The sequence below is a fragment of the Nitratireductor aquibiodomus NL21 = JCM 21793 genome, assembly GCF_000615975.1.
Taxonomy (GTDB): domain Bacteria; phylum Pseudomonadota; class Alphaproteobacteria; order Rhizobiales; family Rhizobiaceae; genus Nitratireductor; species Nitratireductor aquibiodomus.
This window is the reverse complement of the sequence record NZ_BAMP01000031.1, coordinates 12464-36086: the sequence shown is the minus strand read 5'-3', so window position 1 is coordinate 36086 and position 23623 is coordinate 12464. Positions and strand designations below refer to the sequence as shown.

At 62.7% G+C, this 23623-nt stretch carries 17 protein-coding genes and 4 pseudogenes; 16 read left to right on the top strand and 5 right to left on the bottom strand.

What is annotated here, in order from left to right:
* The first annotated feature begins 17 nt into the window (after positions 1 to 17).
* The 7 genes and pseudogenes from JCM21793_RS10760 (at position 18) to JCM21793_RS10730 (ending at position 7555) form a co-directional block, all read left to right on the top strand.
* Positions 18 to 1097, top strand: a complete 1080-nt coding sequence (locus JCM21793_RS10760) for a LacI family DNA-binding transcriptional regulator (protein ID WP_025030356.1) — start codon at positions 18 to 20, stop codon at positions 1095 to 1097.
* Positions 1098 to 1130: 33 nt separating this feature from the next.
* Positions 1131 to 2152: pseudogene (locus JCM21793_RS25340) on the top strand (ABC transporter substrate-binding protein).
* A gap of 73 nt (positions 2153 to 2225) precedes the next feature.
* Positions 2226 to 3052 (top strand): annotated as a pseudogene (locus JCM21793_RS25335) (ABC transporter permease).
* Positions 3049 to 3828: an ABC transporter permease gene (locus JCM21793_RS10745; protein WP_025030355.1), complete on the top strand. Its 780-nt coding sequence runs from the start codon at positions 3049 to 3051 to the stop codon at positions 3826 to 3828. Before JCM21793_RS25335 ends, JCM21793_RS10745 begins: the two are co-directional and overlap by 4 nt.
* Positions 3821 to 4846, top strand: a complete 1026-nt coding sequence (locus JCM21793_RS10740; RefSeq protein ID WP_025030354.1) for an ABC transporter ATP-binding protein — start codon at positions 3821 to 3823, stop codon at positions 4844 to 4846. Before JCM21793_RS10745 ends, JCM21793_RS10740 begins: the two co-directional genes overlap by 8 nt.
* 16 nt (positions 4847 to 4862) lie before the next feature.
* Entirely contained in the window at positions 4863 to 5780 is a 918-nt protein-coding gene (locus tag JCM21793_RS10735) for a nucleoside hydrolase (RefSeq protein WP_025030353.1), read from the top strand.
* Positions 5777 to 7555, top strand: a complete 1779-nt coding sequence (locus tag JCM21793_RS10730; RefSeq protein WP_025030352.1) for an adenine deaminase — start codon at positions 5777 to 5779, stop codon at positions 7553 to 7555. Before JCM21793_RS10735 ends, JCM21793_RS10730 begins: the two co-directional genes overlap by 4 nt.
* Positions 7556 to 7589: 34 nt before the next feature.
* On the opposite strand, the gene JCM21793_RS10725 is transcribed toward JCM21793_RS10730, so the two are convergent.
* Positions 7590 to 8759 (bottom strand): M20 aminoacylase family protein, encoded by a 1170-nt coding sequence (locus tag JCM21793_RS10725; RefSeq protein WP_025030351.1) that lies wholly within the window; start codon positions 8757 to 8759, stop codon positions 7590 to 7592.
* A gap of 146 nt (positions 8760 to 8905) precedes the next feature.
* Here JCM21793_RS10725 and JCM21793_RS10720 point away from each other — a divergent pair, with 146 nt between their 5' ends.
* The 7 genes and pseudogenes from JCM21793_RS10720 to JCM21793_RS10690 all read left to right on the top strand — a co-directional run bounded on the left by JCM21793_RS10720 (position 8906) and on the right by JCM21793_RS10690 (position 17345).
* Positions 8906 to 9616, top strand: coding sequence for a phosphoribosyltransferase (locus tag JCM21793_RS10720; RefSeq protein ID WP_025030350.1), 711 nt, complete (start codon positions 8906 to 8908; stop codon positions 9614 to 9616).
* 64 nt (positions 9617 to 9680) lie between these two features.
* Positions 9681 to 11462 (top strand): sugar phosphorylase, encoded by a 1782-nt coding sequence (locus JCM21793_RS10715; RefSeq protein ID WP_025030349.1) that lies wholly within the window; start codon positions 9681 to 9683, stop codon positions 11460 to 11462.
* Positions 11459 to 12253, top strand: a complete 795-nt coding sequence (locus JCM21793_RS10710; RefSeq protein WP_025030348.1) for an HAD-IIB family hydrolase — start codon at positions 11459 to 11461, stop codon at positions 12251 to 12253. The genes JCM21793_RS10715 and JCM21793_RS10710 overlap by 4 nt, the downstream gene beginning before the upstream one ends.
* A 14-nt stretch (positions 12254 to 12267) precedes the next feature.
* Entirely contained in the window at positions 12268 to 13491 is a 1224-nt protein-coding gene (locus JCM21793_RS10705) for a glycosyltransferase family protein (protein WP_025030347.1), read from the top strand.
* 175 nt (positions 13492 to 13666) lie between these two features.
* Positions 13667 to 14680, top strand: a complete 1014-nt coding sequence (gene ftsZ, locus JCM21793_RS10700) for a cell division protein FtsZ (protein WP_025030346.1) — start codon at positions 13667 to 13669, stop codon at positions 14678 to 14680.
* A 228-nt stretch (positions 14681 to 14908) separates the two neighbouring features.
* Positions 14909 to 16157: pseudogene (locus JCM21793_RS25330) on the top strand (glycoside hydrolase family 5 protein).
* Between the two features lie 24 nt (positions 16158 to 16181).
* On the top strand, positions 16182 to 17345 hold the full coding sequence (locus JCM21793_RS10690; protein ID WP_025030345.1) for a Gfo/Idh/MocA family protein: 1164 nt from the start codon (positions 16182 to 16184) through the stop codon (positions 17343 to 17345).
* Between the two features lie 4 nt (positions 17346 to 17349).
* On the opposite strand, the gene JCM21793_RS10685 is transcribed toward JCM21793_RS10690, so the two are convergent.
* Both JCM21793_RS10685 and JCM21793_RS10680 read right to left on the bottom strand, forming a co-directional pair.
* A complete protein-coding gene (locus JCM21793_RS10685) occupies positions 17350 to 18420 on the bottom strand; it encodes a Gfo/Idh/MocA family protein (protein ID WP_025030344.1) in 1071 nt (356 codons plus the stop codon).
* A gap of 77 nt (positions 18421 to 18497) precedes the next feature.
* A complete protein-coding gene (locus JCM21793_RS10680; RefSeq protein ID WP_025030343.1) occupies positions 18498 to 18935 on the bottom strand; it encodes an Lrp/AsnC family transcriptional regulator in 438 nt (145 codons plus the stop codon).
* 130 nt (positions 18936 to 19065) lie between these two features.
* On the opposite strand from JCM21793_RS10680, the gene rocF reads away from it, so the two are divergent.
* Both rocF and ocd read left to right on the top strand, forming a co-directional pair.
* Entirely contained in the window at positions 19066 to 19986 is a 921-nt protein-coding gene (rocF, locus tag JCM21793_RS10675; protein WP_025030342.1) for an arginase, read from the top strand.
* Positions 19987 to 19988: 2 nt separating this feature from the next.
* On the top strand, positions 19989 to 21074 hold the full coding sequence (gene ocd, locus JCM21793_RS10670; RefSeq protein WP_025030341.1) for an ornithine cyclodeaminase: 1086 nt from the start codon (positions 19989 to 19991) through the stop codon (positions 21072 to 21074).
* Here ocd and nadE read toward each other — a convergent pair.
* Together nadE and JCM21793_RS10660 are read right to left on the bottom strand one after the other, a co-directional pair.
* A pseudogene (nadE, locus tag JCM21793_RS25325) lies at positions 21075 to 22066 on the bottom strand (NAD(+) synthase).
* A complete protein-coding gene (locus tag JCM21793_RS10660) occupies positions 22063 to 23622 on the bottom strand; it encodes a class I adenylate-forming enzyme family protein (RefSeq protein WP_025030340.1) in 1560 nt (519 codons plus the stop codon). Before JCM21793_RS10660 ends, nadE begins: the two are co-directional and overlap by 4 nt.
* Position 23623: the final 1 nt, after the last annotated feature.

Genomic DNA, 23623 nt, shown 5'->3' with positions numbered 1-23623 from the left:
ATGTGAACCGGGCTTTGATGGCTTCTCGCGCCAATCTATCCGATATTGCCAAAGCTCTTGGCGTATCGGTTGCGACCGTTTCAAACGCGATGTCCGGAAAGGGCCGCGTGTCGAAGGAGCTCGGCCGGGCGATCCGCGAAAAGGCAAAAGAGCTGGGCTATGTGCCCAGCCTCGCAGGCCGGGCGCTCAGTACCGGGCGCAGCCATGTGCTTGGTCTCGTTCTGGCCGATATCGGCCATCCGCTCTTTCCGCAATTCGCGCAGGCCATCGAGCATGCGGCCTCCGAGGCAGGCTATGGCGTGCTCATAGGCGACAGTCGTGGCGATATCGAAGCCCAGTCCCGCGCCATCAACCGGCTGATCGAGCGTGGCGCGGATGGCATCGTCGTCGTGCCGCGCCACGGCACGCGTATTGGCGATATCGGCCGTCCCGTCGCGGTCATCGATTCCCCTTCCACGCCGGGCAATACCGTTGCCGCCGATCACCGCAGCGGCGGCCTTGAAATGGGGCGCCACCTGCTCGATCTCGGCCATCGTTCCGTGGCGATCATCGGCCTTCATTCCGATTCCAACGTTCAGAACGACCGCATTGCCGGCATTCGTGAAGCCTTTGCCGGCAAGGGCGAAACCCGCCTGATCTGGATCGGCGAGATGGAGCGCAGCCATGGTTCCGGCTGCCCGCTCGGTCTCGTGCGTCTGGTGGAGGAGGGCGTTACGGCCTTCGCCGCCGTGTCGGATCTCCATGCCCTGCGCGCCATCACCGAGCTGCAACAGGGCGGCATCTCCATTCCCGACGATGTCAGCGTCACCGGTTTTGACGATCTCATCTGGGCCGGCGTCATTGCGCCGAGCCTCACCACCATGCGCATGGACATGGAGCGCATTGCCGAGATCGCCATTGCCGACCTGATTTTCCAGATCGATCAAGACGGTGCGCGCGACGCGTCGTCCGATCTGCCGGCCCTTAAGGGCCAAAGCTGCATCCCGATGCAGCTCATCATACGCCAATCCAGTGGCCCGGTGTTGGGTCGTGCCGCTCTTGGCGAAAGGGCGCCGGTCCAAGCCTGGTCCGCGTCATCCACCACGGACCAAGTCTAGAAAAAGCACCACCAGAGAAGAAAGCGATCAGACATGTTCAAGAAACTCCTCGCCTCCGGCGTCGCACTGGCTGCACTCAGCGGCGCAGCCCAGGCTGCCGACAAAACCCTCGTCATCTCCGTCTATGCTTCGCCCAGGACGCTTTCAAAGAGATCGTCTATGATCCGTTCGAGGCCCAGTGCGGCTGCGAGCTGGTGGTCGAGACCGGCAACTCCGTGGAGCGCCTCGCAAAGCTGGAAGCACGCAAGGACGATCCGGAAATCGACATGGCTGTTATGTCCACCCATGATGCGCTTTCAGCTGCGCGCAAGGGCATCACCCAGTCCATCGATGTCAGCCGCCTTTCGAACTACGACAAGCTCTACGACATCGCCAAGGATCCGCTCGGCGACAATCTGGCCGTCGGCTACACCTTCTACGCCACCTCCATCGCCTACCGCGCCGACGAGGTGACGATTGAAAGCTGGGCCGACCTGTTTCAGGACAAGCTGAAGGGCCGCGTTGCATTCCCGAATGTCAGCACCAATCAGGGCCCGCCCGCGCTCTACATGGTCGGCAAGGCCATCGGCGACGATGCGGCAGACCTGAAAGCGGCAATCGGTGAAGTCGCCAAGAACAAGGACGACATCGTCACCTTCTACGAGCGTTCCTCGCAGGTCGCACAGCTCATGCAGCAGGAAGAAATCCTCGCCGCACCCATTGGCCGTTTCGCCTGGGGCGCATATTCCAAGATGGGCTTTGACATGGCCTGGGCCACCCTGAAGGAAGGCCAGACCGGCGGCATGAACGTCATGATCCTGACCAAGGGTGCGAAGAACGAAGATCTCGCCTATGAGTTCATGGATTTCTGGCTCTCCACCGAGATTCAGACCAAGCTTGCCGAGGCGCTGGTGGACAGCCCCGCCAATTCCGAGGTGAAGGTCTCCGACGAGATCGCCGAAAACCTCACCTATGGCGCCGAGACCGTTGAGAGCCTCCAGCTTCTCGACCCGGCCGTCATCCTCGACAACCGCGAGAGCTGGCTCTCGGAGTGGAATGCTCAGATCGGTCAGTAAGCCGTTAAGCTGATGCGATGGTCCGGGGGCGGGCAGTGGGTCTGCCCCCGAACCCAACACAAGGTTCCAACACATGTTTCAGAATCGGATGGAAGGACTGGCGCTGGCGTTGCCCGCGGCGGTCTTCGCGGCGATCGTTTTTCTCGTTCCCGTGGGCATCCTGCTTTCCGAGGCTTTCGCGCCGAGGGAAGCTGGACGCTGGCGTCCTATGCCGGCTTCTTTGAAAGCGAGCTCAACCGCACCGTCTTCTGGCGCACGCTGAAGCTCGGCGCGATCGTGACCGCCGTGTCGGCGGTCATCGGCTATGCCACGGCCTATTCCATCGTCACGCTGCCGCCCACCGCGCGCGGCCGCATGATCGGCCTCGTCGTCATGCCGCTGATGATTTCGCCCGTCGCCCGCACCTATGCCTGGATCGTCATTCTGGGCCGCACCGGCTTCGTCAACGAGACCATTGTCTGGCTCGGTCTTTCCGACACGCCCATCCGGTTCCTGTTCACCGAGACGGCCGTTTTCATCGGTCTTCTGCAGCTCTTCCTGCCGCTCATGATCCTGTCGCTGATCAGCGCGCTGGAAAACATGCCCAAGGATGCCGTGCCCGCCGCGCGCGTTCTGGGCGCCAACTGGCTGCAGGTTTTCGTCAAGGTCATTCTTCCGCTCACCAAGGAAGGGCTCGTCATCGGCGGCACGCTTGTTTTCACCGGCTCGCTCACGGCCTATATCACCCCCGCCATTCTCGGCGGCTCCAAGGTCTTGATGCTGGAAACGCTGCTCTATCAGCGCGTCACCGTTGCCAACGATTTCGCCTCTGCAAGCATCATCGCCATGATCCTCATGGTCATGAGCTTCTCCGCCAACCTGCTTCTGAAACGCCTGGCCACCGCGAGGAACAAGCGATGACCTCCCGCCTTCTGTCCTACGTCACGCTGACGCTCGTCCTCATCTTCCTGCTTGGGCCGTTCGTCATCATCGTCGCGGCGGCCCTTTCGGGTGGCGAAACGCTCGCCTTCCCGCCGCAGGGCCTGTCGCTCAAATGGGTGATGAAAGTGTTCGAGGTGGAGAGTTTCAGGGCAAGCTTTGCGCTTTCCATGTTCCTCGCCATTTTCGGCACGCTCGCTGCACTCGTGCTTGGCGTGCCGGTGGCCTATGCCGCCTCGCGCTATCGTCTGCCGTTTGGCGAGACCATCCGCACCATCGTCTCCGCGCCGATCATCGTGCCGGGCATCATCGTCGGTCTGGCGCTTCTGCGCTATCTGGTGATCCCGCTTGATGTCAGCGTCGGGGTGGCGCTGTTCATCGCCCACACGGCGCTGATCCTGCCCTATGCGGTGCGCGTGGTTTCGGCCTCGCTCGACAATCTGCGCAGCGACATCGAAGAGGCTGCGGTCATCCTCGGCTCTTCGCGGGTCGCCACCTTCTTCCGGATCGTGCTGCCCAACATTCAGAGCGGCATTCTGGCGGCCTTCATTCTGGGCTTCGTCACCAGCTTCAATCAGGTGCCGGTGTCGCTCTTCCTTTCGGGACCGGGCGTGCGCACGCTGCCCATCGACATGATCTGGTACATGGAAATCACCTATGATCCGTCGGTGGCCGCTCTCGCCGCGCTGCTCGCCTTCCTCTCCATTTCCATCGTTTTCCTCGCGGAACGTTTCCTGGGGTTCTCCCGCTATGTCTGATGAAACCTATCTCGATCTGAGCAATCTGACGCTCGCCTATGGCAAGACCGTCGCGGTCGAAAGCCTCAACCTGTCCATCCGCAAGGGCGAGCTGATTGCGCTGCTCGGCCCCTCCGGTTGCGGCAAGACCACCACCATGCGCGCCATCACCGGCCTTCTGCGTCCGGCGTCCGGCAAGATCACGCTGGATGGCGCGGACATCACCTATGTGCCGGCCAACAAGCGTCATGTCGGTCTGGTGTTCCAGTCCTACGCGCTGTTCCCGCACCTGACCGTGTTCGAGAACGTCGCCTTCGGCCTTCGCCTGAAAAAGCTCCCCACGATGGAGATCAACCAGCGGGTCGAGGCCGGCCTCGCCATGGTCGGGCTTTCAAAGTTCCACAGCCGCAAGCCGGCGGAACTCTCCGGCGGTCAGCAGCAGCGCGTGGCGCTTGCCCGCTCGCTGGTCATGGAGCCCAAGGTGCTGCTGCTCGACGAGCCGCTGTCCAACCTTGATGCGCGTCTGCGTCTGGAAATGCGCACCGAGCTGCAGCGCGTTCAGCGCGAGAGCGGCGTCACCATGGTCTTCGTCACGCATGACCAGAACGAGGCGCTGGCGCTGGCCGACCGCATCGTCGTCATGAAGGAAGGCGCAATCGAGCAGGTCGGTTCGCCCGAGGATGTCTACAACCGCCCGCAGTCCCGCTTCGTCGCGGACTTCGTCGGCTTCGAGAACATCTTCCCGGTGGAAGGCGACGGCATTCGCACCGAAGCCGGCGCGATGAAGCTTTCCGCAAAGCCTGCCGCCGGTGCCTCCGGTCTTGCATGGCGTCCCAACATGGTCACCCTCGGTGAGGGGAACTTCGAGGGTGAGGTGCTTGGCGCAGCCTTTGCCGGCGGCTCGCGCGAGTATCTCTTGAAGAGCCCGCTCGGCCCCATCAAGGCCGAGATGGATGCCGCCGCACCCGCTTTCGAGCCGGGCAGCAAGGTCGCCTTCGACCTGCCGCCGGAGCGCGCCGCCGTTCTCGAACGCATGTAGAAAGGGAGTGTCCGCCTTGGTCTGGATCGACACGGATATGGGCTTCGACGACATTCTGGCGATCATGATGGTCACAGCCGGGTCGAAACCGGTGGCGGGCGTCTCGCTGGTGTTCGGCAACGCGCCGATGGATGCGGTGCGCGCCAACGCCGCCGGTGCCGCGTCGCTGCTTGGCTGGCGGTTCCCGATCCACACCGGCGCGGAACGGGCGATCCTGGGCGGGGTGGAAACACCCGCCCATGTTCTTGGGCCCACCGGCATTCCCACCCGTGGGCGCAGCCTTCCTCAAGCCGAGGCGCTGCCGCGCACCGATGCGCTTGCGGCTCTGACCGCATGGCTTGAAGGGCTCGATGCGCCGGGCGAAATCCTGGCGCTCGGCCCGCTCACCAACATCGCGATCCTGTCGCTCGCCCGCCCGGACCTGCTTTCAAAGATCGACAGCGTGACCTGGATGGGCGGCGGCGCAACCCGTGGCAACCACACGGCGTCCGCCGAGTTCAACGCCTTCGCCGATCCGGAGGCGGTCGCCATCGTTCTCGCCAGCGGCATTTCGCTGCGCGTCGCCGATCTCGACCTGTGCCGTCAGGTGCTTGTCGGTCCTGAGGATGTCGACACCGTCCGCGCTGTCGGCACGCCGAAGGCCGAAATCCTGGCCGACCTGCTCGGCGCCTATGTCGACATTGCGCTCAACAGCGGACGGAGCGCCATGGCGCTTTACGATCCCACCGCCGCCGCCGCCTTCGTCGCGCCTGACGCCTTCGTCTTCGAAGAAGCAGAAGTGACGATGGAGCTTTCCGGTGCGCACACGCGTGGCCGCACCATTGTCGATCAACGCCCTCGCGCAAAACCCAATGTGCTCTGGGGCATGCGCGCCGATGCCACCCGCGTTCGTGCGCTGGCGCTCGACGCCCTCGTGGAGGCCGCCCGCGCATGATCGCTGAACCCCATGACCTCAACGATCCTACACTGCGCGCCCGCGCCGTTGCAGCCGCGCGCGGCGATGCGCCTTTCGATCTTCTCATTCGCGGCGGCACGCTGCTCGATGCGGTGACCGGCGAATTGCGCCCCGCCGACATCGGCATTGTCGGCGCGCTCATCGCCAGCGTCCACGAGCGGGGCGCGCGCGACGACGCAGCCAAGATCATCGAGGCGGAAGGGCTCACCATCACGCCCGGCCTGATCGACATGCACATGCATGTGGAAAGCTCCATGATTACGCCTGCGGCCTATGCGCAGGCCGTGCTGCCGCGCGGCGTCACCACCGTTCAGTGGGATCCGCACGAATTCGCCAATGTGCACGGGCTCGACGGCGTCACCTGGGCGCTGGAGGCGGCAGCCGATCTGCCGCTGCGCATGATCGTGCTCGCGCCGTCCTGCGTTCCCGCAGCTCCCGGTCTCGAAATGTCCGGTGCCGATTTCGGCGGAGCCGAGCTTGCCGACATGCTGGCGCGTCCCGGCATTGGCGGCGTTGCCGAGGTCATGAACATGCGCGGCGTCATCGACCGCACCGCGCCCATGCGTGACGTGGTGCAGGCCGGCCTTGAAAGCGGCAAGCCCGTCTTCGGCCATGCCCGCAGCCTCGCGGGCGCAGACCTCAATGCCTTCATGGCCGCCGGCGTCAGCTCCGATCACGAACTCGTCTCCGGCGATGATCTAATGGCCAAGCTGCGCGCCGGCCTCGCTATCGAGATGCGCGGTTCGCACGACCATCTTCTGCCGGAATTCGTCGAAGCCCTGAACGCGCTCGGGCGGCTGCCTTCCACGGTCACGCTGTGCACCGACGATGTGTTTCCCGACTCGCTTCTGAACGAAGGCGGGCTTGATGATGTGGTGCGCCGTCTGGTGCGCTACGGCATGCCGGCGAGCTGGGCCATTCAGGCCGCAACGCTCAATGCCGCGCACCGGCTCGCGCGCCCCGATCTCGGCCTTGTCGCCGCAGGCCGCCGCGCCGACATCGCGCTGTTTGACGATCTGGAAAATTTCCGCGCCGCCGCCGTGATCGCCAATGGCGTCGTGGTCGCGCGCGATGGCGCTTTGACCGCCCCGGTGAAGGCGCATTCCACCGCGCCGCTCACAGGCTCCATCAAATGCCCCACCTTCACGCCCGATGATTTCCGTGTCCGGGCGGAGGGAGAGCGCGTGCGCGTCGCCACCATTCACCGCCCCCGCTTCACCGAGTGGGGCGAGGCGGAAGCGTCGGTGCGCGGCGGCTTCGTCGTGCCACCGGAAGGCGCGACGCTCATCAGCGTCATTCACCGTCATGGCCGCGCGCCGGCCATTCCGCGCGTGGGCTATCTCACCGACTGGGGTTCATGGCACGGGGCGTTCTGCACCACGGTTTCCCATGACAGCCACAACGTCACGGTTTTCGGCGGCAATGAAGAAGATGTGGCGGCAGCGGCCAATTGGGTGATCGAGGCCGGCGGCGGCATGGCCGTTGCGCAGGGCGGTCGCATCGTCGCCTCTCTGGCGCTGCCCCTGTCGGGCCTCGTTTCCGATGAACCGCTGGCCGATGTGGCGGCGGGCTTTGCGGCCCTGCGCTCCGCCATGGACGACATTGTCGACTGGGAGCCGCCCTATCTGGTGTTCAAGGCCTGTTTCGGCGCGACGCTCGCCTGCAATGCCGGCCCGCACCAGACCGATCTCGGCATCGCCGACAATGCCCGCCCCGCTGTTCTGGAAACGCCGGTTCTCGAAATTCTGGGATAGGTTTCAGAAGCCGGCGCTCGCCCCTCATCAAAAATCAGGCAGCCAGTTCCTGCTCCACCAGCGTCGTCCAGAATTTTACGCCGGTGCCAATCGCCCCGTCATTGAAGTCATAAGCCGTGTTGTGGTGCAGCGCGCCATCCACGGCCGGGCCATTGCCGAGCCACACATAGGCCCCGGGCACATCTTGCGAGAAAAACGCAAAATCGTCGCCCGCCGTCGAAGGCGGAAAGTCGGTGCGCACCTTGTCTCCGCACACAGCCTTCGCCGCCGCCAGCGCACGCGCCGTCGCATCCGCATCGTTCACCACGGGCGGAATTCGGCGGATGAAGCGGTATTCCGCCTCGATGCCGAACATCGCAGCCACGCCGTTCGCCAGCCGGCCGATCTCTTCTTCCAGCTGGTCGCGCACACGCGGCGTGTAGGCGCGGGCGGTTCCTGCTATGTCGATGAAATCGGGGATCACGTTGAGCGCGTTGGGATCGCCGGCCTGTAGCGAGCAGGCGCTCACCACGGCGGGCTGTAACGGGTCGACCACGCGGCCGACAATCGTCTGCAGGCTGGATACGAAATGCCCGCCCGCAGTCACCGGGTCCTTGCCCAGATGCGGTTTTGCGCCATGGGTGCCGACACCGCGAAAACGCACCTGCCAGCTATCGGAAGAGGCAAGCTGCGGGCCTTCCACCACAGCCATCTCGTCGGTGTCAAGGCCGGGCATGTTGTGCAGGCCATAGACCGCATCGCAGGGAAACATTTCGAACAGCCCATCTTCCACCATGCGCTTTGCGCCGCCACGGCCTTCTTCCGCCGGCTGAAAGATGAAATGCACGGTTCCGGCGAAATTGCGCGTGCGCGCCAGTTCGCGCGCTGCGCCCAGAAGCAGCGTCGTGTGTCCGTCATGGCCGCAGGCATGCATCTTGCCGGGCACGGTGGATTTATAGGGGCGGTCGGCGGTTTCGGGCATGGCGAGCGCGTCCATGTCGGCGCGCAGGCCGATGGTGCGCGGGCCATTGCCCACCGTCAGCGTGCCCACCACGCCGGTGCCGCCAAGGCCGCGGTGCACCTTCATGCCGGTCTCTGTCAGATGTTCGGCGACGATCTGGCTGGTCCGCTCTTCCTCGAAGCCCAGTTCGGGATGGGCGTGCAGGTCGCGTCGCAATGCGACGAGAAAATCCAGCTCCGCGCGAACATCCTCGTTAACAGCCATCAATACGCCCTTTCCATTTATGCGTCTGCCCGGATAAAAGGTGCCTTCCGCAGCAGGGCGGCCGGCGTGGAGATTGTCGCTCTGTCCGGGAACAGAAATCCAAGGTGAAAACAGCTCATTCTTAACGCGGGGCCTTTCGGCAGACAATGACGCATTCCGATTTCCAGATCGATCCCCAGGCATTCTGGCAGGTGCTCGAACCGGCAGGAACCTTTGAGCGCGCGCCGCGCGGCGGCCATAAGGGTTTCTTCCCCGCGGAGCTGCCCGACGGGCGTCAGCTCGGCCTCCCGATCCGCGTTCTTTCGGGCGGCGAGCGGGCGCTTGCCTCGCTCATCGTCAACCAGGCAAGCTTCACCGTTTCCGACGCGCTGGCAAAGGCGCTGGCCGAAAAGGCGTCTGCCTTCAGGCCGGATGTCGTTATCGGTCTGCCCACTCTCGGCCTCACGCTCGCTTCGCAGGTCGCCCGTGCGCTCGGTCACAGCCGCTATGTGCCGCTCAGCACGTCGCGCAAGTTCTGGTACGAGGAAGAGCGCTCGGTTCCGCTGCGCTCCGTCACCAGCCCCGATCAACAGAAGCGCCTTTATGTGGATCCTCGCATGCTGCCCCTCATCGAGGGGCGCCGCGTGCTTCTGGTGGATGATGTCATCAGCACCGGCAGCTCCATTCTCGCCGGTCTAAAGCTCCTCAAACTGTGCAACATTGAGCCCGTCGCCATCGGTGCCGCGATGCTCCAGACGACTCGCTGGCGCGAGGCGCTTTCGGCTGAAAGCGCAGGCATCTGCGAACGCGTGGTCGGTGTGTTCGAAACGCCGGCACTGGCGCCGACGCCCGAAGGCGGGTGGCTGCCGGAAAACTGATGGCCCTTGCCATTGTCGTCGTCGCACGCCATCATGTTGCAATGCAGCATGACCGGTTCGGCACATGACGGTAACGGGAGCAGAGCGCAGGGCGCGAGCGACGACGCCCGTCAGGCTGCACAATGGTCTTAGCCAGCTCCTAGGCTCCATTTATCCTGACCAGGACCCCGTCGCGCTCGCAGAGCGGGTGCTGGCCGCGTTCTTCGGAAAGAAGGGAAAACCGCGCAGACGTGGCAGGGTCCCGGCAAACTCCCTGTGGAGCGAGAAAGACAACTACGTCATCACCTATGGCAACACGCTGTTGGATGGCGAACACAAGCCGCTCGATCTGCTGCACGATTTTTCCGAACGCTATCTGGCGGGCGTCTTCACCGCCATACACATTCTGCCCTTCTTTCCGTTCACCTCCGACGACGGCTTTGCCGTCACCGACTATCGCGAGGTGAACAGCCAGTTGGGCGACTGGGCCGATATTTCACGCATCGCCGGGCATTTCCGTCTCATGTCCGATCTGGTGATGAACCATTGCTCCAGTCAGAGCCGCATGTTTTCGGATTTCCTGCAGGGCCACGAACCCTGGGATCGGTTCTTCAAGATGGCGAGCCCCGAAGATGATCTGAGTGCGGTGGTGCGACCCCGCACGCATCCACTCCTGCGCGCCTTCGAGACGGAAAGCGGTACCAAACATGTCTGGTGCACCTTCAGCCACGATCAGGTGGATTTCGATTTTTCCAATCCGCGTGTCCTGTTCGAATTTCTCGATATCATCCGCGAACATATAGAGCGTGGCGTGCGCACCATTCGCCTCGATGCGGTGGCCTTCCTCTGGAAGGAGATCGGGACTAGCTGTATCCATTTACGCCAGACGCACGAGATCATCAGCCTTATCCGGCTCTTGTGCGATTATCGCGAAGAGCCGATTGTTCTCATCACCGAGACCAATGTCCCGAATGTCGAGAACCTCAGCTATTTCGGCAATCGCAACGAAGCGCACATGATCTACAATTTTGCGCTGCCGCCGCTTCTCCTGCATGCGCTGCTTGGCGGTACGTCGAAATATCTCAACGCCTGGCAGATGGCGATGCCGCCGGCGCAACTCGGCTGTGCCTATTTCAATTTTTCCGCCTCGCATGATGGCGTTGGTCTGCGTCCGGCGGAGGGGCTGATCCCTGAAAACGAGATCGCGCGGGTGATCGAAACCGTGCAGGGTTTCGGTGGCCGCGTGTCCTGTTACAGTCGGCCTGATGGAGACAGGCCCTATGAGCTAAATGTGGCCCTCTTCGACGCCTTCGCCGGCACACATCAGGGCACGGACCACCTGCAGGTCGAACGCTTCCTGTGCAGTCAGGCCATCGTCATGGGGCTGGAGGGCATTCCCGCATTTTACATCCACTCCCTGCTCGCAACGCGCAACGACTATGACGGTGTCGAAAAGCTGGGCTACAATCGCGCCATCAACCGGAAGCGACTGGACTATGCGATGCTGCGCAAGGAGCTCGATGACCCGAACACGCTCTCGGCCCGTGTCCTTTCAGGGTTGAAGGAGATGGTGCGCGTGCGCTCAGCGCAGCCCGCGTTCCATCCCAATGCCACGCAGTTCACACTCCAGCTTGGCGAAGCATTTTTCGGGTTTTGGCGCCAGAGCCTCGACAGGTCGCAGAGCATTTTCGCAGTATCGAATCTGACCAGTCAGAAACGATCTATCCCCTCCATGTCACTTAACCTCATTGAGGGGGATGCGTGGCATGACCTTCTGTCTGGTGAGCCGGTGGCACAGCTTTCCGGCGAGATAGCCTTTGCTCCGTATCAGACTCGCTGGATCTCCAACCGGCAAACGGTTTCATGATCATCAGGCCGCGCCTCGTCGTGTTCAGCGATCTGGATGGAACGCTGCTGGATCACGAGACCTATGATTTCACGCCCGCTTTGCCCGCGATAAAGGCGTTGCGCACGCGCTTTGGCGTACTCATTCTCGCCTCCAGCAAAACGGCTGCTGAAATCGCGCCGCTGCGTCGCGCTCTGGATTTTTCCCACTGTCCGGCCATCGTGGAAAATGGGGCTGGCATCCTTGCTTCCGAGCGGGGCAGTCAACATGAGAGCGGTGGCCGCTACGAGGAGCTTATCGGCCATCTCGATGCTCTGCCTCCAGAGCTGCGGCAATGCTATTCCAGCTTTTCGGACTGGGATGAGCAGGAGGTGGCCGCGCGCACGGGCTTGAGCCTGGAGGCAGCGCAACTGGCCAAACAGCGTGAGTATTCCGAACCGGGCATCTGGAGCGGAACGGAAGAGGCGTTTGCCGCGTTCTGTCAGGCACTGAGCAGGAGGGGCATTTACATCCAGAAGGGCGGTCGGTTTGTCACGCTGTCGTTTGGTGGCACAAAGGGACAAAGGGTCAGGGAGCTTCTGGCCCGGCTTGAAGACAAGCGCGTGCCAGCCATCAGCATCGCACTTGGTGATGCACCGAACGACAGGGACATGCTGGAAAGCGTCGACATTGCGATTGAAATTCCCAACCCTGCCCACGCAGGGATCGGCAAGATTGCCCGTGGTCGAAATCAGGTGCTGAGAAGGGCGCGTCTTGCGGGGCCGGCAGGCTGGAACGAAGAAATGCTCGCAGTGCTGGAAGAGATCGAATAGCGGGGAGGAACATCATGTCGGATTTTCAGCAGAGCGGAAGCGTCGCCACGCTGCACAATCTCGGCACCATTGCACCCGAAGAGATGGAGCGACAGCTCAACCTTTTCGCCGGCCGTCGCAAGATCACGCTCATCCTGCCCTCGCTGTTTTCGGAGCTTGAAGCCCCGGCGCTTGACCAGATCGTCGATGAACTCTGCAAGGTGGGCTACATCAATCACATCGTCATCGGGCTTGATCGCGCGGACGAAAGTCAGTTTCGTTTCGCGCAGGACTACTTTGCGCGCCTGCCGCAGCAGCATTCGATCCTGTGGAATGATGGTCCGCGCCTCAAAGCGGTTCAGGAGCGCCTCGCCTCTCTTGGGCTCGCGCCGGAAGAGCCCGGCAAGGGGCGCAATGTCTGGTATTGCATGGGTTACACGCTTGCATGCCAGGACAGCGATGTGGTGGCCCTGCACGATTGCGACATCACCACCTATTCGTGCGAAATGCTCATGCGGCTTGTCTATCCGCTGGCCAACCCTTCCTTTCCCTACCAGTTCTGCAAGGGATACTATCCGCGTATCGCAGACGGAAAACTGAATGGCCGGGTCAGCCGGCTGTTGATCGCGCCGCTTTTGCAGGCGTTGCAGCGCACCTTCGGCCACAGCGATTATGTCGAATATCTGCAGGCTTTCCGCTATCCGCTGGCGGGCGAGTTCGCCATGCGAACGTCCATCCTCCCGGACATCCGCATTCCCTCCGACTGGGGGCTGGAGATCGGCGTTCTTTCAGAAGTCTGGCGCAATCTCGGTCGCCACTCGGTCTGCCAGGTGGACATCTGCGACCGCTACGACCACAAGCACCAGCCGCTGTCGGCAGAAGATGCCGCACGTGGGCTTTCGCGCATGTCCATTGACATTTCCAAGGCGATTTTCCGCAAGCTGGCAACCGACGGCATGGTCTTCAGCCAGGAGCATTTCAGGACCCTCAAGGCCACCTACTACCGGCTCGCTCTTGATCTAATCGAGCGCTATTACAATGACGCCATCATGAACGGTCTGCATGTCGATCGCCACAAGGAGGAAAAGGCCGTGGAACTCTTTGCCGCGAATATCGTCGAGGCGGGGCACACCTTTCTGGAGCACCCGATGGAAACGCCTTTCATCGCCAATTGGAGCCGTGTGCAGTCGGCCGATCCGGATGTGTTGAGGCTCCTGCGCGAAAGCGTGATCGCCGACAATGCCGAGGTTCTGTCCTGACGGTTACCGGTCGAGCGTTACAGGACGTCATCAGATTTGTATTGGAGCCGTATTGTGGCGGCATTCGTGGCGTAGCGCGCACTTGAACTAGCGTGCGCACTCTGATTCCCTGATGCGGACGCGCGGGCGGAGCGATTCGCTGTCGCCGCCTGCCCCCAGGAAGGACCAAGGCCCCATGACGGACGAAAAGAAGCCCGAAATCTCAGAAATGCGCCCCAAGATCACCATTGTTGGTGTCGGCGGCGGCGGCGGCAACGCCGTCAACAACATGATCACGCAAAATCTGCAGGGCGTGGACTTCATCGCCGCAAACACGGATGCGCAGGCGCTCACCATGTCGAAGGCCGAGCGGCTGATCCAGCTTGGCGCGAACTCGACTGAGGGGCTGGGTGCGGGGTCGCTGCCGGAGATCGGCCAGGCCGCCGCCGAAGAGACCATCGACGAGATCATGGATCACCTGTCGGGCACGCATATGTGCTTCGTCACGGCCGGTATGGGCGGAGGCACGGGCACGGGTGCCGCGCCGATCATTGCCGCTGCGGCCCGCAATGCCGGCATCCTGACCGTCGCCGTGGTGACCAAGCCGTTCACCTTCGAGGGCAATCGCCGCATGGCCATCGCCGAGCAGGGGATAGAACTTCTGCGGCAGGCGGCGGATACGGTCATTGTCATTCCCAACCAGAATCTTTTCCGCATCGCCGACGCCAAGACCACCTTTGCCGAAGCGTTCGAACTGGCCGACAAGGTTCTTTATTCGGGCGTTCGCTGCATCACCGATCTGATCGTCAAGGAAGGTCTGATCAATCTCGACTTTGCCGATGTGCGTTCGGTTATGCGCGACATGGGTCGCGCCATGATGGGCACTGGCGAGGCGACGGGCGACGCCCGGGCGATGAAGGCGGCTGAAGCCGCCATCGCCAACCCGCTTTTGGACGAAGCCAACATGAAGGGTGCGCGCGGCGTGCTGGTCTCCATTTCCGGTGGCCGCGACATGACACTCTTCGAGGTGGACGAAGCAGCCACCCGCATCCGCGAAGAAGTCGGCGACGATGCCGAGATCATCGTCGGCGCTATCTTCGATGACAAGCTGGAGGGTGTCTTCCGGGTCTCTGTCGTCGCCGCCGGGCTGGCAAGCGAGACGGATGTGCAGGTCGGTGAGAGCGGTCACGCCGAGGCACTGCGCGCCTAGGTGGCGCGATGATTTTTCGGGCGGTACAGAGCCGCCCGAATTTCGGAATTTGACCGGTTTTCCATTATTTCAGAGCGAATTTCAGAATTTCAAACCGGAATTTCCCAAATTTGTAAGGGCGTGCTGAAGCACAGGTTGCCAACGTCTATCACCATGTTTCGTTAATCCGCGGCTGGTATCCGGAGGGTGTGGTGATTGCCGCACGGATCAGGAAACGGGGGCCGCTGAATGGCGAGCAGAACGGCATGGTTGAAGCGCGGGCTGGCCGCGGCCGGCCTTTTGGCGCTGGCTTCCGGGCCGCTTGAGGCCGCAACTTTCTCGCCCGAGCGCGGCCTCAATCTCGATCTGTGGGATACCTGGCCGAACGAGGCGGAGTGGTCGCGCGACGGCGTGCTCCTGCCATATCCCGAATGGCGACGCAGGCTGGATGCGGAAGATCTGGCATTTCTGAAAAATGTTGGATTCGATTTCCTGCGCATGCCGGTCGATCCCATTCCATTTCTCTCTCCGAAGACAGACCATTTGCGCGAGCGCCTTCTAACGTCGGTTCTGGAGGGCGTGCGCACCATCAACGCCGCCGGGCTGAAGGCGATCGTCGATCTACACCCCATCCGCGTGGTGCCGACCGGTTTGCAGGGGTAGAAGAGCTTCTGCGCGACGATGCGCTGTTCGAGCGCTATCTGGATCTCGTGCGTGACATGGGCCGTACGCTGGCTGCTGAGGACCCCGAGCGCGTTGCCTTCGAACTGTTGAATGAGCCCGTGACGGGCTGCAAAGGCGCGGAGGCTGCAACCTGGGACGATCAGCTTGGCCGGCTTTTCGCAGCGGCCCGATCTTCTGCGCCGCGCACTACGCTCATTCTGTCCGGTGCGTGCTGGGGATCGGCCAGCGGGCTTGCCGCACTCAACCCCAACAGCATTCCGGACGACAACATCCTGTGGGGGTTTCATTCCTACGATCCCTTCATCCTGACCACGCAGGGCGCCCTGTGGGCAGGCGACTTCATTCGCTATGTGACGGGCGTTCCATACCCTCCCTACGAGCACAAGGCGGAACTGGAAGCTGCGCTTTCAAAGGCGCGCGCGCGTATTCGCGCTGACGCACCCTTTATGCGCCGCTCCGGCATGCTTGATTATCTTGATGAGCAGATCGCGGGCATCGACACGGAGCAGGAACTGGATGCTCAGATGGATGCGCCCTTCAAGACGGTGGCGGACTGGACCGCGCGATATGGCGTCGACCCGGAGAACATCCTGCTCGGCGAGTTCGGCATGATCCGGCAGGAATACGGGAATCCCGACGTGATCCCCGGCGCGTGGCGCGCAGCTATATTCGCGACATGATCGAAAAGGCAGAGGAACACGGTTTTGCCTGGTCCATCTGGGGTTATGGCGGGGCTTTCGGCATTGTCGAGGAATTTGGCGGCAATCCGGCCGAGGGCGATGTGCTGCGCATGATCCGCTCACTGAAGAAGTAAGGTCAGGACCTGTTGAGGCTTCCAATGACGAAAATCGCTTTTGTCGGCACGGGCTTCGTGGCCGACTATTACATGACGACGCTCCAGAACCACCCTGGTCTCCAACTGGCGGGCGTGTGGGACCGTGATGCTGCAAGGCTCAGCCAGTTCTGCGATTTTCATGGTGCGCGCGCCTATGCGGACATGCAGTCCCTTCTTGATGACGGGGATGTCTGGATCGTTGTCAATCTGACGAACCCGGAGAGCCACTACGCGGTCAACAGGGCGTGTCTCGAAGCCGGCAAACATGTCTATTGCGAGAAGCCGCTGGCCATGAACGTCGACGAGGCGGAAGCGCTGGCGAAGCTTGCTGCAGAACGCGGGCTGACCGTCTGTTGCGCCCCCGCCAATGCGCTAAGCACCGCGCACGAGGCTTTTGTCCGCCTCATGGCCAAAGGTGAGATCGGCCGTCCGCGCCTCGTCTATGCCGAGATGGAGGACGGCCCCGTCTTCCGTGCCGACTGGCAGAACTGGCGAAGCCGGTCGGGCGCGCGCTGGCCTGGCGCGGAAGAGTTCAAGATCGGCTGCACGCTGGAGCATGCAGGCTATGCGCTGAGCTGGCTGGTCGATCTCTTTGGCCCGGTTGTGCATCTTTCAGCGTCTTCTGCGCTGTGCTTTCCGGACAAGGGTGTCGGGTGTGGCGAAGTGCTCGCGCCTGATTTTTCCGTAGGTCTCCTGACCTTCGAGAGCGGCGTCAGGGCGCGACTGACCTGCGGGCTCGCCGCACCGCGCGATCGCTCGCTCACCGTTCTCGGAGACAGGGGCAGTCTGATCCTGCGTGATCTCTGGGATGACAATTCGCCTATTCATCTGTCCGCGGCGGGACGTGAAAGGTCTTTTCTGGAACGGGCGCTGAACGCAATCGAACATCGAATCGGCCGAACCCTGCCGGTAAGCGTTTTTCCGGGAAAGCGGGTGTCCAGCCATAGGACAGGCAGGAAGAAGACGCTGCCGTCCTATCCTTCGCAGATCGACTTCATGCGCGGTATTGCAGAGCAGGCTAGCGCGCTCGAGGATGGAGCCACACCCTTCTTTTCGGGAGATGTGGCGTTGCACCTGACCGAGCTGGTTCTCGCGCTCAATGCCGGAGAACACGACTACACGCCGAAGACCCGTTTCGATTTCAGCCCGCGCTGGGGCGAAGGCTGACGGGTCAGGTCAGACGATTGGCCTCGTCGAGAACGGTTTCCACGATCTCCAGAGTGCGCGCACTGTCCAGCGGGGACATGAGGCGATGATGGGTGTCGCCCGAGCGTATGGCATCTGAAGCCGCTTCAATTTCAAAGCTGAGGCCATATCCCGCATAGGGAAACGTGTATCGCCGGATTCCCGAGAATGGCAGGCGGGCGGCGAGTTTGCGGATCGTATGCGACGGGACGGAACGACCCGGAAACGCCGCGAGCTGCGCGGCAAGCCCATTTGAGCATTGCAGAACGGCCCGTGCCGCGATGAACGGGGCGGGAAGCACCAGAGTGCCTCTGCTGCCTTCGATGATGAAGCAGTTTTCGCCCTCATGATCGAAGGCGCATGAGAGATGCGCCTTCACGTCGCCGGAGAAGTTGAGGGTCAGGGATGCGGACATATCGACACCTGTCGGTGCGGAGCGCCATTCTCCGGCAACTTCAATGGGTTCACCCATCAAAAGCCGGGCAAGCGAGATGCTATAAACTCCTAGATCCAGCATCGCGCCGCCACCATGCTCTTTCGCGTAGAAACGGCTTTCGGGATCGAAGGGGTGGTGGAAGGCGAGGCTTCCGCGCAGGCGCGTCACCTCACCGATTGCGCCTTCCTCGATCAGCGTTCTGGTTTTGGCGATGGCCGGCAGGAAGCGTGTCCACATGGCCTCCATCAGAAAAACGCCCTGTTCCGCAGCGAGCGTGGCCAGGCGGACGGCCTGCGCGCTCGTGGTGACAAGCGGTTTTTCCACCAAAACACCCTTGCCGCTCTCGGAGGCCGCGCAGGCGAGGGGGAAGTGCGTGTCATTGGGCGTGGCGATATAGATGGCATCCACTGTGCTGTCGCCCAGCAGGTCCGTGTGCGTGGTGTGGGCCGTCACGTGGTCGCCGTAGCGCGCCGCGAAGGCCTTTGCCTTGTCTGCGTTTCTCGAAGAAACGGCAGCAAGCTCGGCGCCCTCCGACAGACGCAGGTCTTCGGCGAATTGTCCGGCCATGGTTCCCGTGCCGACAATTCCCCAGCGAATGGGTTCGGAGCTTCTGTCTGGCATTGTGGTTCGCTCGTCGGTTTGCGGTGGGGCAGGGCCTCAGGCTAGGGCCTTCAGGTTAACGCAGCCATAAATGGCGCTCACAGTCTGGCGCGGGTGCTGTGGGGGGTGGCCAGAAGCAGGCTTGTTTCGCTGTTCATGATGCCGGGAATGAGGCGGATGCGGCGCAGCACCGCGTCGAGATCGGTCAGCGTCGTCGCGCCGAGCTCCACCACGACGTCCCAGCGGCCATTGGTGGTGTGAACGGCGGAAACTTCCGGAAAACCCTCCAGCGCGTGGATCACGCGGTCGGCGGAGCGCCCTTCGATCTCCACCATGGTGATGCCGCGCACGGGCGCTTCCACCGTGTCGGCCCGCAGGATGACTGTGTACCCGACAATGTGCCCGGCCTTCTCCAGCCGCTCCATGCGCGCGCGCACGGTGGCGCGCGACACGCCCAGATCCATCGCCAGATCCGAGATGCTGCGGCGCGCATCATGGCGCAGAAGGGTGATCAGGCGTTCGTCGAGTTCATCCATGATTGTGCAAAATGAAATCCATAATTAGCAAAATGATAAATGCTTATAGAATTTTTGGCAATTTGGTTTGTTCATTCTGCCGACGATTCGGGGTCGAATAATGGGAACTGTTCAATGGGTCGGTGGCGCTATGCATTGCAAGATCTTGGGTATTCCGGTGCAGGATGGCGCCGGGCGCATGGGATGCGAAATGGGACCGAGCGCCTTGCGCACGGCCGGTCTCGTGGCGGCGCTTGGCGAGCTTGGCCATCAGGTTTCCGATCTCGGAACCGTTGTTCCAAAACAGCAGGATGTGAAGCCGCATGGCAACCCCGCGCTGAAGGCGCTGCCGGAGATCGTCGCCTGGACGGATGCGATCAGCGAGGCGGCTTACGCCGCAGGCGAAGACGGCATGCCGATCTTTCTTGGCGGCGACCACAGCATGGCGGCGGGCACGCTTGCCGGGATGGCGCGCCGGGCGGCGGAGGCCGACAGACCGCTTTTCGTTCTGTGGCTTGATGCGCATCCGGACTTTCACACGCTCGACACCACCGCCAGCGGCAATCTGCATGGCGTGCCGCTCGCCTATGCCAGCGGGCAGGCGGGTTTCGACGGCTTCTTTCCGCGCCTTCACACACCGATCGATCCCACCCGCATCTGCGCGCTTGGCCTGCGCAGCGTGGACCCGGCAGAGCACACGGCGCTGCGCGGGGCGGGCGTGACCGTTCATGACATGCGCGCCATTGATGAGCATGGGATAGCGCCGCTGTTGCGCGCTTTTCTGGAGCGGGTGGCCGCCGAGGGCGGACGCCTGCATGTGAGCCTCGACGTGGACTTTCTCGATCCCGCCATCGCGCCGGCGGTGGGCACTACTGTGCCCGGCGGCGCAACCTTCCGCGAGGCGCATCTGGCGATGGAGATGCTGCATGACAGCGGCCTCGTCACCAGCCTTGACCTCGTGGAACTCAACCCTTTTCTCGATGAGCGCGGTCGCACGGCGACCCTGCTTGTCGACCTCACAGCCAGTCTGCTTGGCCGGCGCATCATGGATCGGCCTACCAGGAGCCATTGACGATGACTTACACCCCTTCGATCGACAAGCTGAACCTCGTTCCCTTCGTCAGTGTGCATCACATGATGGAGCTGGTGCTGGAAATCGGCGTGGAGCGCTTTCTGGCGGAGCTGACGAATTACATTGAGGAAGACTTCCGCCGCTGGGAGGATTTCGACAAGACGCCGCGTGTGGCCGCGCATAGCCGCGAAGGCGTGATCGAGCTGATGCCGACGAGCGACGGCAGGCATTACGGCTTCAAGTATGTGAATGGTCATCCCAAGAACACCCGCGAGGGGCGGCAGACGGTGACGGCATTCGGCGTCTATGCCGATGTGGGCAATGGCTATCCGCTGCTGATCACGGAAATGACGATCCTGACGGCGCTGCGCACGGCGGCGACATCTGCTCTGGCGGCGAAATATCTTGCGCCCGAGGGCTCGCGCACCATGGCGCTTATCGGCAATGGCGCGCAGTCTGAATTTCAGGCGATGGCGTTCAAGGCGGCACTCGGCGTCGACCGGCTGCGGCTCTATGACATCGATGGCGGCGCGACGGAAAAGTGCCTGCGCAACCTCTCAGGGCTGGGTTTCGAACTGACCGCCTGCACGACGCCGGAAGAGGCGGTGGAGGGAGCGGACATCATCACCACCGCGACCGCCGACAAGCAATATGCGACGATCCTGACCGACAACATGGTTGGCTCCGGCGTGCACATCAACGCGGTGGGCGGCGACTGCCCGGGCAAGACCGAGCTGCATCGCGACATTCTCACCCGTTCCGACATTTTCGTGGAATATCCGCCGCAGACGCGCATCGAGGGCGAGATCCAGCAGCTTGCGGAAGATCATCCGGTGGAAGAGCTGTGGCAGGTGATTGCCGGAAAGGTGAAGGGGCGGCGCGAACCGCGTCAGATCACGCTGTTCGATTCCGTCGGTTTCGCGACGGAGGATTTCTCGGCGCTGCGCTATGTCTATGACCGCGTGCGCGAGACCGATCACTTCATCGAGCTCGACCTTCTGGCCGACCCCGATGAACCGCGCGATCTCTTCGGCATGCTTCTGCGTTTCCCCAGCTCTTCGCTGCTCGCGGCCAAAAAGGCTGGCTGATCAGGAGGCGGTGATCTCCTCGACCATCTGCGGCGGCAGGTGCAGATAGTGGGCGACCTTGCGTTTTGCGGCAATGTCGCGCCACACAAGCCCCACCTGCCGCTCGCTGAGACCGGTGGCGCAGGCGACCTTCTTGGCGGGAATGGCGTGGTCGAGCCCGTAGAGGCACAGATCCATCTCGCGATAGGGGAGCGCGAAATAGAACTCCTCCTGTGACTGGGCGAGCGAATAGGTGTCTGTCGTGGGCATGCGGCGGCGGATTTCGGCGGGGACGCCGAGATATTTCGCGAGCTGGTAGACCTGCGACTTGTAGAGGTGGGCGATGGGTTTCACATCGCTGCGCCATCGCCATTCTTCACGAAGAAACCCTGATCATATTCCAGCCGGTTGGGCGTGCCGATGACCGCATAGTTCAGCCGGTCGGCATGGTAATATTCGAGCTGTTTTCGGGTGCGCTGCTTCATGTTGGTGGCGGCGACGATGCCGAGATAGACTTCTGGCGGGAGCCGGTGCTTCTCGACGGTGCCGTCGGGCCGCCGCACCACCAGATAGGAAATGTTGTAGGCCTTGGTGGTGAGCGCATTGGCGATGGCGATCTTCATCGACCAGCCTGCGCCATAGTCCGGCACGACCTGGCGAATGAAGGCGTCGCGGCGCTCATAGCAGCCCATGGCGGCGAGCGACGGGCCGATATCCTCGATCACGCTGGAGAGACCGAAAGTGGTTGCGACTTCCTGGCCGAGCCGCAGGCTCTCCGGGTCGGAATCATATTCCGGCATGAACAGGCAGAAGACGCGCTCTGGCCCGAGCGCACGGGCGGCAAGCGCCGCGCAGACGCTGGAATCGATGCCACCGGACAGGCCGAGCACTAATCCCCGCTTGCGCAGTCTGCTGCGCAGCTGGGTGCGTAGCGCGGTGACGATGCGCTGGGTCTCGGCGGCGGGATCGATCTTCAGGTCGTCGATGGAAAAGCTGATGTTCATGTCGTTCATGATGCTTTCAAAGCCTCCATGGCGGCGAGGCGGCGGCTGGTTTTTCCGTTTGCCGTTTTCGGCAGTTCCGCCTGGAAAATGAATGACTTCGGGACCATCGAGTCCGGTAAGCGGTGTTTGCAGTGCCGGGCGAGCATGCGCTCGGTGAGGCCGGGATCGTCGGCAACGACGAGCGCGTCGAGCCGGTGTCCGAAGACGGGATCGGGCGTGGTGAATGAAAGCGCCTCGCGCACGCCGGGACAGGCGGCGAGCACGGCGTCCACCTGTCCGGGCGAGACCTTTTCGCCGCGGATCTTCACCACCTCGTCCCGGCGGCCGACGAAATGGAGGAAGCCTTCCGCATCGCGTTTGAAGAGGTCGCCCGTGTGGAGCCGCTTTCCGCTGCCGTCCGGCGCATCGCGCAGCGCAAGCGCGGTTGCCTCCGGACTGTTCCAGTAGCCCTGCATGACATGCGGTCCGCGGATGACGAGTTCGCCCGTGACGCCCGTCTCCGCCTCGTTGCCGTCTTCATCGATGACAAGGGCCTCGGTGCCCGGCAGGGCCTTGCCAACGGAGGTGGGATGCCGGTCGAGATCTTCCGGCGCGAGAAAGGTTGCCCGCGCGCATTCGGTGAGACCGTACATGGAGTAGATGCGCGCCGCCGGGAAAAGCGCGCGCAGCGCCTGAATATGGGCGGGGGGCAGATGGGCTGCGGCATTGGTGATGTAGCGCAGCGGCGGCAGGCGATCGGGCTTCAGTCCTTCGAGCGCGGCGAGCATGGCCGCCATGGTGGGCACGAGGGGAAACCCGGTGACGCCTTCTGCATGCGCCTTTTCCAGAACCGCATGGGGGAAGGCGAAGCTCTTTTCCAGAACGAGCGTCGCGCCGCTGCGCACGGCCACGAGGAGCTGATACAGCCCGTAGGTGAAGGAAAGCGGCAGTGCGGAAAGCACCACGTCCCTGTCGTCGTTTTCCAGATAATCGGCGATCATCGCCGCTGCCGCATCGACATTGCGGTGGCTCATCATCACGCCCTTCGGCCTGCCGGATGAGCCGGAGGTGTAGATCAGAAAGGCGAGATCCCGGTCGTTTTCCTGCCGGGCGGGTAAGGGCGCCTCTAAATCGAGGCAGGCATCGAGGGCGATGGCGTCGCTGAGCGTGGCCCTGTCCGTCCGGGTAACGATTTCCGTCCGGGCGACGATGGAAAGGGGTGTGTGGCCCGCTGCGGCAATCGCCTCATTGCACAGACCGATGTGCCGGGCTTCGTGAATGAGGGCTTTCGGCGTGCAGTCCATTAACACGTGGGCGAGGCCCTCGGTCCTGACGCCGGGGTTGACCGGAACCACCGTCGCGCCGGCCCTGAGACCGGCAAAGACGGCGATGGCCATCTCCCGGCTGTTGTCCATGCAAAGCGCAACCCGGTCGCCGGGCTCGACCCCGTGGGCGCATAAGGCCCCGGCCAGACGGTCGGCCAGACGGTCGAAATCGGCGTAGCTTAACCGATCCGGCCCCGTGACGAGCGCGGTGGCGGAGGGGGTAAGCCCTGCACGGTCTTTCAGTAAGGTCTCAACGCGCATT

Excerpts from the sequence above, each read along its gene's own strand:
- JCM21793_RS10745 (WP_025030355.1), top strand. The coding sequence starts at position 3,049 with ATGACCTCCCGCCTTCTGTCCTACGTCACGCTGACGCTCGTCCTCATC.
- JCM21793_RS10705 (WP_025030347.1), top strand. The coding sequence starts at position 12,268 with ATGTCGGATTTTCAGCAGAGCGGAAGCGTCGCCACGCTGCACAATCTC.
- JCM21793_RS10725 (WP_025030351.1), bottom strand. The coding sequence starts at position 8,759 with ATGGCTGTTAACGAGGATGTTCGCGCGGAGCTGGATTTTCTCGTCGCA.
- JCM21793_RS10690 (WP_025030345.1), top strand. The coding sequence starts at position 16,182 with ATGACGAAAATCGCTTTTGTCGGCACGGGCTTCGTGGCCGACTATTAC.
- JCM21793_RS10740 (WP_025030354.1), top strand. The coding sequence starts at position 3,821 with ATGTCTGATGAAACCTATCTCGATCTGAGCAATCTGACGCTCGCCTAT.
- JCM21793_RS10730 (WP_025030352.1), top strand. The coding sequence starts at position 5,777 with ATGATCGCTGAACCCCATGACCTCAACGATCCTACACTGCGCGCCCGC.
- JCM21793_RS10710 (WP_025030348.1), top strand. The coding sequence starts at position 11,459 with ATGATCATCAGGCCGCGCCTCGTCGTGTTCAGCGATCTGGATGGAACG.
- JCM21793_RS10680 (WP_025030343.1), bottom strand. The coding sequence starts at position 18,935 with ATGGATGAACTCGACGAACGCCTGATCACCCTTCTGCGCCATGATGCG.
- rocF (WP_025030342.1), top strand. The coding sequence starts at position 19,066 with ATGCATTGCAAGATCTTGGGTATTCCGGTGCAGGATGGCGCCGGGCGC.
- JCM21793_RS10720 (WP_025030350.1), top strand. The coding sequence starts at position 8,906 with ATGACGCATTCCGATTTCCAGATCGATCCCCAGGCATTCTGGCAGGTG.
- JCM21793_RS10660 (WP_025030340.1), bottom strand. The coding sequence starts at position 23,622 with ATGCGCGTTGAGACCTTACTGAAAGACCGTGCAGGGCTTACCCCCTCC.
- JCM21793_RS10760 (WP_025030356.1), top strand. The coding sequence starts at position 18 with ATGGCTTCTCGCGCCAATCTATCCGATATTGCCAAAGCTCTTGGCGTA.
- ftsZ (WP_025030346.1), top strand. The coding sequence starts at position 13,667 with ATGACGGACGAAAAGAAGCCCGAAATCTCAGAAATGCGCCCCAAGATC.
- ocd (WP_025030341.1), top strand. The coding sequence starts at position 19,989 with ATGACTTACACCCCTTCGATCGACAAGCTGAACCTCGTTCCCTTCGTC.
- JCM21793_RS10715 (WP_025030349.1), top strand. The coding sequence starts at position 9,681 with ATGACGGTAACGGGAGCAGAGCGCAGGGCGCGAGCGACGACGCCCGTC.
- JCM21793_RS10685 (WP_025030344.1), bottom strand. The coding sequence starts at position 18,420 with ATGCCAGACAGAAGCTCCGAACCCATTCGCTGGGGAATTGTCGGCACG.